Source organism: Flavobacterium sp. CAN_S2 (assembly GCF_015752255.1).
GTDB lineage: Bacteria > Bacteroidota > Bacteroidia > Flavobacteriales > Flavobacteriaceae > Flavobacterium.
Genome location: NZ_JADOVA010000004.1, coordinates 429,463 through 439,946, shown reverse-complemented (window position 1 = coordinate 439,946; position 10,484 = coordinate 429,463). Strand labels below are relative to the sequence as shown.

The 10,484-nt window shown below is 30.6% G+C and carries 14 protein-coding genes; 12 read left to right on the top strand and 2 right to left on the bottom strand.

Translation table 11 applies throughout. From position 1 onward, the window contains the following. Positions 1-117: 117 nt before the first annotated feature. The 10 genes from IWX80_RS13740 (at position 118) to IWX80_RS13695 (ending at position 7,234) form a co-directional block, all read left to right on the top strand. On the top strand, positions 118-708 hold the full coding sequence (locus IWX80_RS13740) for a hypothetical protein (RefSeq protein ID WP_196853934.1): 591 nt from the start codon (positions 118-120) through the stop codon (positions 706-708). Between the two features lie 173 nt (positions 709-881). Continuing rightward, the gene (locus IWX80_RS13735; protein WP_196853933.1) at positions 882-1,358 is read left to right on the top strand and encodes a hypothetical protein; all 477 of its coding nucleotides are present in this window, start codon (positions 882-884) and stop codon (positions 1,356-1,358) included. Positions 1,359-1,553: 195 nt separating this feature from the next. Next, positions 1,554-2,204 carry a hypothetical protein gene (locus IWX80_RS13730; protein WP_196853932.1) on the top strand — a complete coding sequence of 217 codons (651 nt, stop codon included), beginning with the start codon at positions 1,554-1,556 and terminating at the stop codon, positions 2,202-2,204. Between the two features lie 165 nt (positions 2,205-2,369). Then, positions 2,370-2,861, top strand: a complete 492-nt coding sequence (locus IWX80_RS13725; RefSeq protein WP_196853931.1) for a hypothetical protein — start codon at positions 2,370-2,372, stop codon at positions 2,859-2,861. 194 nt (positions 2,862-3,055) lie between these two features. Further along, positions 3,056-3,697, top strand: coding sequence for a hypothetical protein (locus IWX80_RS13720; RefSeq protein WP_196853930.1), 642 nt, complete (start codon positions 3,056-3,058; stop codon positions 3,695-3,697). Between the two features lie 188 nt (positions 3,698-3,885). Beyond that, positions 3,886-4,440: a hypothetical protein gene (locus tag IWX80_RS13715; protein WP_196853929.1), complete on the top strand. Its 555-nt coding sequence runs from the start codon at positions 3,886-3,888 to the stop codon at positions 4,438-4,440. Positions 4,441-4,606: 166 nt separating this feature from the next. Further along, positions 4,607-4,936, top strand: a complete 330-nt coding sequence (locus IWX80_RS13710; RefSeq protein ID WP_196853928.1) for a hypothetical protein — start codon at positions 4,607-4,609, stop codon at positions 4,934-4,936. A gap of 148 nt (positions 4,937-5,084) precedes the next feature. After that, positions 5,085-5,966, top strand: coding sequence for a DUF5677 domain-containing protein (locus IWX80_RS13705; RefSeq protein WP_196853927.1), 882 nt, complete (start codon positions 5,085-5,087; stop codon positions 5,964-5,966). Positions 5,967-6,131: 165 nt separating this feature from the next. Further along, positions 6,132-6,638 (top strand): hypothetical protein, encoded by a 507-nt coding sequence (locus IWX80_RS13700; protein WP_196853926.1) that lies wholly within the window; start codon positions 6,132-6,134, stop codon positions 6,636-6,638. 161 nt (positions 6,639-6,799) lie between these two features. Further along, positions 6,800-7,234: a hypothetical protein gene (locus IWX80_RS13695; RefSeq protein WP_196853925.1), complete on the top strand. Its 435-nt coding sequence runs from the start codon at positions 6,800-6,802 to the stop codon at positions 7,232-7,234. A 436-nt stretch (positions 7,235-7,670) separates the two neighbouring features. Here IWX80_RS13695 and IWX80_RS13690 read toward each other — a convergent pair whose 3' ends face one another. Both IWX80_RS13690 and IWX80_RS13685 read right to left on the bottom strand, forming a co-directional pair. After that, entirely contained in the window at positions 7,671-8,306 is a 636-nt protein-coding gene (locus IWX80_RS13690; protein ID WP_196853924.1) for a hypothetical protein, read from the bottom strand. Positions 8,307-8,321: 15 nt separating this feature from the next. Further along, positions 8,322-8,732 carry a hypothetical protein gene (locus IWX80_RS13685; protein WP_196853923.1) on the bottom strand — a complete coding sequence of 137 codons (411 nt, stop codon included), beginning with the start codon at positions 8,730-8,732 and terminating at the stop codon, positions 8,322-8,324. A 511-nt stretch (positions 8,733-9,243) separates the two neighbouring features. On the opposite strand from IWX80_RS13685, the gene IWX80_RS13680 reads away from it, so the two are divergent. Next, positions 9,244-9,855 carry a DKNYY domain-containing protein gene (locus IWX80_RS13680; protein WP_196853922.1) on the top strand — a complete coding sequence of 204 codons (612 nt, stop codon included), beginning with the start codon at positions 9,244-9,246 and terminating at the stop codon, positions 9,853-9,855. Between the two features lie 163 nt (positions 9,856-10,018). Further along, the gene (locus IWX80_RS13675; RefSeq protein ID WP_196853921.1) at positions 10,019-10,471 is read left to right on the top strand and encodes a hypothetical protein; all 453 of its coding nucleotides are present in this window, start codon (positions 10,019-10,021) and stop codon (positions 10,469-10,471) included. Positions 10,472-10,484 lie beyond the last annotated feature (13 nt).

Below are 10,484 nucleotides of genomic sequence, written 5' to 3'. Positions count from 1 at the left end.
GGATTTAGTGGAATTATCGTTTCGCATCAATTTTTCGTTAAGCCGAAAATTGAACGGTTACGAACTTCCAGCCATCTCAAAGCAGCGGGACGTTACCAGTAATATTCAAAAAAAACGATGAACATATTCAACATATTTAGAAGTAAAAAAATTACTGAATCGAAAATTACAAATCCTGAAAGTAGTGTTTATTTCCATGAAGATTCTTTTAATCAAGTTGAACTTTTACCTCGTGAAAACTTATTTTATCTCCAAAAAGAAAATGAGCAAATTGAAAATTTTGCAGAAGACAATTTTGTTGGTAATGGATTTAAGGATATTTACCGTCGAAAAGAAAATCCAATGACTGTTGAAGATAAAAAAATATCATTTGACAAACTAGACAAAATGCTTATTGAACTTGGTCTTGAAAAAATCTCAGAGGTTTATGAAGGTTACGGCTCAACAAAATGGAAATGCGAAAATACTTTTGCTTATACTTTAGATAGAGCTGAGATATTTATTTCCTCAAAAGACAGCTATATTAAAGATTTTTGGATTAATGGATTTAGATTTCATAAAGACATTGAAACCAAAACTAAACTGAAAAATGTTTTATTAAACCTTGGAAATGAAATGGATTTAATTTTGAATGATTGGGATTTGACAATCACAATTGATTTAAAGATTGAATCCGAAATCAAAAAATATTTAAACGAAGAATTTTAAAAAAATACTACTGGTAACAGCTACTACAACGGATTTGGGCAATTGGCTTAATGGAAAGTTGGTTTTGTATTTGGGATGATTTTGCAAATCCGAATAATGGGCTTAATTTAGTCCCAAACCCACTGTAGTAGCGGGACGTTAGCAGGCATTTACCAGCACGAAAACATTAAACTATGAAATCAACAATTATTTTAGGACTTATATTTTTATTTGCTTCGTGTAAAAATGAAAGTCAAAAATCAGAGTTGTTTATGGGAAAATGGCACGATACAGAATATATAATTCCTTCAAAAAGTTTTATAGAAATTAAGCCCGATAATACATTTTATTACAGAAGTGCTGGTTGTCAATGGCGAAGTATTTCAAAAGGCTCGTGGAAGATTTTTAATGATACGATTGAATTAACTAGTGGAAAAATTGATACCTGTTATAATTCATTGCCTTTTATGTTGTGCTTGAAATTCGGGCAGGATGTAAAAATGACAAAAACAATATCTAATTGTAATCCAGAAAACGATACTGATTTTGCACTATTTAATAAAGAATGTTTTTATATAAAAAATGATACGTTAATCTATATCAATACCAAAAAATTGAAATGTTTAGATTCAGTGAAAATTGCTTTTGCGAAAACTTTGAAAATAAAATAAACGCCTGCTAACAGCCGTTTGGCTAGATTGGGGTTTTAGGCTTAATTTAAAGTTGGTCTTGTATTTATAAATTTTGTGCTTAACCGAAATATAAATCTTAATTTAGTCCCCAACCTCGCCAAGCGGTGGGACGTTGGTGGCAATGCACTCGCAGATTCAATAAAATCAAGAATTTAACAATAAAATTTTGAAAAAATGTTTAATATATCATCAGCAACAGCAGATTCGATTTATAATTATTCAAATATTGCATTAATCTTTGGAACTACGATTGCATTAATTGCAACAATTGCAGCTATTTATAGCAGTTCTATTAGAGAACAATATAGTAATGAGAGAACTGCAACTAATGAACGTTTAACAATTGTAGCGAAAGCTGAAGCAGCAAAAGCAACTGAAAATGCAGCAATTGCAAATAAAATTGCCTCTGAAGCTAATGAAAGTGCGGCAAAATCAAATCTTCGTGCAATAGAAGTAGAAAAGCAAAATATTGAGTTAAGAATAAAATTTTCAAGTCGACATATTGACAAAAAGCAATATGATATATTGGTTTCTATACTTTCTAAAAATCCTTCAACATTTAATATTGAAACAATGGGAGATCCTGAATCTGGAATGTATGCAGCAGATATTCTGAAAACATTTTTAGATTCGGGATGGAATGTTGACAAAAAGGAATTTCCATTAGGAGTAATCTGGACAGGGATTCAAATTTTCCAAACAAATGACCCTGCTGCATTATATATTGCAGATGCTTTAAAAGCTGCTAAGATTAAATTTAATATCGGAAATGAATTTCGAGAAAAAGCAACAATAATGATTGGAGGAAAACCTCAAGTATATTAATGCACTGCCACCAACACACGCTACAAGCAATTTGGGTATTAGGCTTAATTTGAAATTGGTTTTGTATTTGGAAGATTTGGCAAATCTGAAAGATAACGCTGATTAGCCCCAAACTGCTTGTAGCGCGAGAACGTTAGTGGCAACCAATCCTCAAAAAACGTAAAAATGAAGAAAGTATTACTGATATTGATTATATTGTCATTTGTAAATTGTAAAAAGAAGATAGCATATTTTAATTTATCAATTTTAAATAAAGATTATAATTTAAATTTACAAACTGGTGAATATAAAATGGAATGGTATAATAAGTATAGCGACAAGATAAAGTTAACTCAAAATGAAAAAGAAAAAATAAATAAGTTAATTATTAAATATCATCTAGATACTTTAAAAGGTATTAAATTGGTGGAAGATAATAAAAACTCAATTATGCCGTATTTTAATGATGTATTCATTTTGAAAGAAGAAAAAGATACCGTCTCCAGAATAGATATTTCTAGGCAGGCAAAATTAAACTCAAAATTTACTAAAACTGAAATTGATATATTAAATTTCAGAAAAGACATTTTTGAACTTTTAGAAGAAAACTCAGATTTTAGAAGAAATTTAGATACATTAGAAGTCGCGAAGAAAAAAGTCCAAAGAATATTACTCTAAATTTTGGCAGCCACTAACAGCTAGTAAGCAATAGTCGGGCATCAGGCTTAATGGAAGGATGGTTTTGTATTTGGGAAATTAGTGCTAATCCGAAAATAATTGCTTTATTTAGCCCTACCATCGCCTACTAGCAAAACGTTAGCGGCAACTTTACGCACCGTACAACCGCTACTGCAAACACGAACAGACGAGCAATGAAAGATTACACTTATAAAGAACAGGAGTTGGAATATATAAGACACATTAAAAATATTTCACCGACAAAAATATGGTGGGACTTCACGACTTATATTTTTGACTATGGTGACTTCTACTACCAATTAGAATGCGTTTCTGAAATTGCGGACACACAAAATCAATCGGACGAAGCGATAATCGGACAGTTTACAAAACAACTAGAACCTTTCACGCCAAGGGAACACACTAAACTTGTCTGCGAGAATAAGACAATACAGGAACTCTACATTGTTCGAGTTTTTCTATACTTCACAAATTTTGAAACCTATTCAAAGACAAAAATTTTGTTCAACAAGGCGAAGACGAAAGCTAAAGAATTATTGACCGGTAAGCCTGACCCATTTGGAGATTTAGTGGCAGACTCTACTGGTGGTTGTCAAGAAATGACTTGCCATCCAAAATCAAAACAGGTTGACAAAATTGACCCAAAATATTCTAACTTAATTGACACAGGACTTCTTTTGCAAATAGACGGTAAGTGTATAAAAGCATTTGTGGAAAATAATGGTTTTGGTTTTCACATTTGGGATAACAAATATTTTTTTGACATTGAAGAACTAAAGGAAACAGCACAGCAATATGAGTTCATTAAGGTTTAACATAGAAAGAAAAGCAGCCGCTAACAGCCGTTTGGCTAGATCGGGGTTTTAGTCTTAATTTGAAGTTGGTCTTGTGTTTGGAAATTTTGTGCTTAACCGAAATATTAATCTTAATTTAGTCCCCAACCTCGTCAAGCGGCGGGACGTTAGCGGTAATGCGCACGCAGAAACGGAGAATTCAAGAAACTATGGAAAAAAAACTAGAAATATATACTCCAAAACATTCAATTGAAATTGATAATAATTTAATAGCAGCATTGATTTTATGGTTACTAGCCTTTTTGTTCAATTTTTTAAAATCAATATTTCCAAAGTATGAAGAAAACTTTGATACACTGGGTGTGCTTTTTGTAATAATTGCATTTCTATATTCTCTTTATTTCATCATAAGTAATTGTTTTAAATGCGAAATTACTACTGGAGAATTTACGGGATATTTAATTATAGATTCCGAAAAAATCAATTGTAATCTTGATGTTTATACAATTTACGAAATTGAAAAAATAGCCATTCTAAGTGATTACTATCGTGGAAAATTTAATGGGAATATAAGAGCTTGGGAACGAAAAAAATCAAATGGAGTTAAAAATTACATCGAGATACATAAAAAAGATGGAGAATATAAAAAATATTTTTTTCTTCAGACTAAAACAGAAAATATAAGAATGTTTTCAGATGAACTTAGAACTTATTATCGATTTGGAAAACTCGAAGAGCAGAATTACAAAAATATCGTTGAATAAGCACAACCGCTAACAGCTGTTTTGAGCTAGCTGGAGTTTAATGGAATTACAGTTTCGCATCAAGTTTCAGTTAAGCCGAAAACCGAAAGGTTACGAAATTCCAGCCATCTCAAAGCAGCGGAACGTTAGCAGTAATGCGCGAAAATCGTACAAAAAGATATAATGTATGTTTGAAAACGATAATGATTTTCAAGAAGAAAATTTAAGACGAAAAAAAGATAAAAAAATATCTAAGCATTTTGATATTTTTATAGAAGACGAAAAATTTAAAATTGTCAACTATTTTATTAAGTTTGAAAATCGTGGCGAACGTAAAGGAGAATACCTACAATTAATTTCAAAATTTAATATTATAATTTCTAAAAAAGAAGATGTGAAAATTTTGATAAGTGGTAATAAAACAGAAATTGAAATTATCGGAGATTGGGCGTTTACGTCTTGGAATGTAGGAAATTATAACGTAGGTTATTGGATTAAAGAATTTAAAAAAGTATAAAGCACTACTGCTAACAGCGGTTTTGCGCAACTGCTGTTTCAGTTGTAAAAGTTCGACCTTTTTTCATAACTTCGTTTTGTCCGGCCGAGAGAACTCAGTTCCAATTTCCGCAGCTGCCGCAAAGCCACAGGACGTTAGTGGCAATACTATGAAAAACGAAGACAAAATATCGATACTTATCAACGAGTCAAAGAAAGTTAAGCTGTCAGCCTTGCAAGAAAGCTTGGATGAAATTTTAAATATCCAAGGCTTCTTACTTCAGAAAGTTTATGAATTAAAACCTAAATTAAAAGAAGGTGAAGTTTATATAGAAACCTTAATAATAAAACTAATTTTTGCCTCAAAAAGTGTTTTAAGTTTGTCCAAACCACAAAGTCTTGGCATCCATTCATATCAACAAAAAATAGAGATAATTGACGTGCCATCAATTTTAATTCTTAGTAGATCAATAATTGAAACATTTTTGACACTTGAATATCTCTACTTTGATAAAATCAATGATTCCGAGAAAAACTTTAGATTTAAGTTATGGAAAGTTTCGGGATTTATGTCTCGTCAAGCATTTGCAGATTCAATATCAGAATCGAACTATGAAAAACTAAAAAGAGAAGAAAAACTTATTGAGCAAATAAAAGAAGAAATAAAATCAAGTCCATTTTATCCATCTATTAAATCAAATGAGTTATGGAAACTTGACAAATTTGGACTACCTAGATTAAAAAGTTGGGGAGCTTTACTTGAAAGCAGTAGATTAAAAAGTGAAATGTTTAAAAAAACATATAGTCTTTACTCAAATTATGCGCATTCAGAATTTATCTCTATGATGCAATTAAATGAAGGCAGCTTGAATAAAGACAATCCAAATAATATATCGTTTTGCGAGACAGCAATACTTTTTGTTCAAATGATTAACTCACTAACTATTTTGCTTTTAAAAGAAAGATTTAAAGAACTTGATGAACATTATTCGACAATTAATAATGAAGTTAAGGTTAGAGTTGAATTATGGAGTAGTATAGCTACAAAATAAGTACAGCCACTAACACACGCTACAAGCAATTTGGGTATTAGGCTTAATTTAAATATGGTTTTGTATTTGGAAGATTTGGCAAATCCGAAAATAGGGCTTAATTTAGGCCCAAACTGCGTGTAGCGTGGGAACGTTAGTGGCAAGCTTACCGAAAATCCTAAGAAAATGAAGAAAATAACACTTTTGGTTTTAATATTAATAATTCAATTTTCTTACTCTCAAGAAACTAAAATTTCGAAAGCTGAATTACTTAAAGCATTTAATGAAACAATTGTTCAGAAAGAAAAAGGAATTATTCATACTAATTCAAATCCTTGGTTTACCGACAATACAAACGAAAACTATTTTAAAAAAGACACTATAACTTTAAAAAATGCTAAAAGTTATAAACGAGATTATTGTAAAATAATAAATTGGAATTTCTACAAAAAAGATGCTTTTAGTATTGGAAATGCAGATTATTGCAACGAACCACCAAGCCAAAAAGTTACAACCGAAAATGATTGGATTAAGTTAAATGTTGAAAAAAAAGAAAACTATTTGATAATTGAACTTTTTAACCAAAATAAGTTAATCGATAAGTTTAAAATCTTATCACTTGAAAAAAAAGAATCTGAATATGAAAAAGGGAAAATGGATTATATTTTAAAACTAAAACGACTAACCGAATAAAAAGCCAGCCACTAACACACGCTACAAGCAATTTGGGTATTAGTCTTAATTTAAATATGGTTTTGTATTTGGAAGATTAGGCACATCCCAATAATGGGCTTAATTTAGTCCCAAACTGCTTGTAGCGCGGGGACGTTAGGTACAAGCTAAAAGAACCTTAAGTGAAAAAAGACAGCTCTATTCAAAATGTAACAATTGCGTCTGTAAAACGCTCTGCAATGGATATTGATACTTGGGAATATTCTAAAATACTTACGGCAGAAACTGAAAATAAATATTTTGACTTTAAATTGGATGAAAATGAGCTTCCAATCTTTGAAATTAAAAGTCAAACCAAACATACTTTAATTACAACTCGTCAAATTTTAGAAATAGAAAACAACAAACTTAAATCAATAGATTTTGAATCAATTGATGATGTAATTTTTGGAGATTTTAAAGGCAGTGTAAATAAACCAAAATTATCAATCTTTAGAATTGTTGATATTTACGGAGAACAAATGGATTTTCAAATGGAAACAGGAAAAGCTTCAATTGGATTAATTAAAAGTGTAAATACTGTTATAAATTTAAAAAGGGAATCCTTAAATGAATAGTAAAACTCAAAAATGTGATGAATGTAAAAGTCTATATTTTTCAGAATCATCAGAAATGAATTCTTTATGTCCTGAATGCTCATTTTATTTGTATGGAAAGAAAAATTGCGAACACAAATTTGAAAATGGCAGATGCATAAACTGTTATTGGAATGGAAAATCATCCGCATATGTTAATAAATTAAAAACCGGTAAATAGCCTGTACCTAACACACGCTACAACGGATTTGGGCAATTGGCTTAATGGAAAGTTGGTTTTGTATTTGTGATGATTTGGCAAATCCGAATAACGGGCTTAATTTAGTCCCAAACCCGCTGTAGCGCGAGAACGTTATATGATATCTTATCTTAATCGAGAGCTAAAGTAGAAGCGAGAAAAATATATAAGAGATGCTTATCGGACAAATTATAAGTGGGATTGCTTTGCTAATAATAGCTATAATACTAATTTCAGCAGTAGTGTATAGTAGCTGGGAATATCGGAAAACAAGGAAGGAAAAAAAGTTTTTAATAACTCAACAACTTGATAAACAATTGCAACAAGAGCACCAACCATTATCCAAAGTGTCAGATTACGAATACTCTGATTTGCAACCGTCATCTTTTCTGTTGCGTCAGCCATACGGGAGTTCTGACTTAACTGAGTCTTCTCGACGTAGGTTAATCTTTCTGAATTGGTTTTAGTCTTATTATATGATGATGTAAAATTATCACTTGATTTTAAAATACCTTCAAATGTAACCCTGATATCAAAATTATCATTTAACCTAATGTAGTTATGTTGATTGAGATAATAGCAAGCTTCAACTAATTTTTCACCTTCTGCTCGTGTATTGTCAGACATTGAAAAAGACTTTGAACTATCTTCATTTGGTGGAATAGGATTAAAGTTAGAGATAAAAGTAAGATATCCAAGTGCATTCTTTCTATTATCTTCAGTTAAACTTCTGCCGAACATATGATAGTAGATATCACCAAAACTACAAGAATACGACCTACATTCGTGTATAAGAAAATTTAAAATTTTGTCTAAAAACTCAAGATTTTTTAGAATGTCTGTGTCTTGTGTCATATTGGAAACTAAAAGCTACTTAATTGAAATTTTATGTTTAGAAAAGAATGATAATCCGACACCAATTAAAACGGCAAGAAAAACAACATAGAAAATACTTTTAAATGTAGCTATAAGATAACATTGAGCTTTAACAGGGTAAGATTTCATACCTTTTCCTTCTGTCCAAGTTTCTGCTGTTTTAAAATTTGTAGGATAAACATATTCTATTCCTAAAGGAGATTTATAAGATAGTGTAACAGTGGTTTCGGGAGTTATAGTACTATAACTGTTTAATGCTCTAACTCCATTAGATTCTAAATTATTATATTGAGTATAAAAATTACCTGCGTGATTTAATAGGTAAATAGCAATTACAGAAAATCCAAAACTTTTAAGTATAAGTTTGATTATAGTACTTGAAATTTCAATTTCTGTTTTTTCCATAAGGTTTAGTTTTAAAATTAATAAAAAGTGATGCTTGGGACATCACTAAAAACCATTCTTGTTACTATTGTTCACAGGAATTACAGTAGAAACATTCAGCCTCTTGAATTGGAAATGTAAAAGGTCTTCCCTTGGGTGCAACCTCGTACTTTCCGTTTCTTACCCTACTTGTGCGAATTAACCACAAGTGACAAATGTTTCCTTTCAATTTATAAAAGGTATCTAACATATCGGTTAACTAAAGTCCTTCTGTATTAACTAAAGTTAAACCAAAAATAAATACTAAACGAAAGCGAGAATGGTTTTACAATAATACGAAAATAATTGTTAAATTGCAGTAAAAATAAAGCAAAAGCATATAAAGCCATCATATAACAGCTACTAAGCGTCATAGCGGGAAAGGGCTGAATAGAATGATAGTTTTGTACTTGGAGATTTTGGCGAAAACTCCGAAAAAAATTGAATTTTAACCCGCTACATCGCCTAGTAGTAGAACGTTAGGCACAATAATATGAAACCGAAAAACACAGTCATTATCATACTTTCACTTTTCCTGTTCAGTTGTGAACAGAAATACTCTATTAGAGATAACCAAGTATATTTGAAAGGATGGAATGAAGGAAGTGGAAACTATGAAAGATTAGTTGAAAAAGCCGATGCTAAAACATTCCAAAAAATAGAAAACGACGAAAATTTAACAATTGGAAAAGATAATAAGTATGTTTTTTTTGAAACCGAAATCATTGACAATTTTGATCCAAAAACTCTAAAATACATAGGAAATTATTATTTTGTTGATAAAGATTCTGCATACTTTTTTGGGTTTTATAGTAGCAAAAATGATTGTGAAATAATTGGTGTTAATCCGAATAAACTAAGAATATTTAAAACATATCCTTGGGCATCTGATGACAAACACATTATTTATGGTCACGATATTGCAGAAATAAAAAACATAAATGATTTTAAGGTTATATCAGAAAACTGGGGAAGAACGAAAACCGAAATATTATATAAAGGTAAAATTCTCAATGCAGTTGATATTAATAGTTTTGAAATAATTAATGATGACAAAGCCAAAGACAAATATCACACGTATGAATATGGAGAAATATCAAACTAAATAAAAATTACAGTGCCTAACAGCTGTTTTGATATAGCTGGAGTTTAGTGGAATTACCGTTTCGCATCAAGTTTTCGTTAAGCCGAAAACTGAGCGGTTACGATTTTCCAGCCATCTCAAAGCAGCGGGACGTTAGCCGTAATTTTACAAAACCATACCTAAAATGAAATATTGGCAAAAATTATTGACTCAATGGAGAGAAAAGGAAAAAAGAGACGGCTTTACAATACCTTACATCATAGGAAGTCAGAAATATCTAAAAAATAACGAGTACAATCAAAACGTAGAAGATTTAATTCTTGATGTAGCAAATGAAAATTCAACTGATATATATATTAAATATTGCGCTAGTACGGGGGATTTAATTTTAGGGATTCGAGATGAAACAAAGACAGTAATTCCAGGAAAATTTCTAAAATTCGAGAATGGAAAAGAATCTAATTTATTTTTGACAGACTTTTCAAAAAACTTGGGAAATTCAGTAGAAGAAGTAGCGTTAGAATTATACGATAGATATCAGAAATATATCGATTCTGAACAATATTCAAAAAACGGACGCGAAAGAGGAGATTATGAAATTAATGAATCTGACTTTATAAAAGAATGTTTTAAATAATTAGTAACTATCA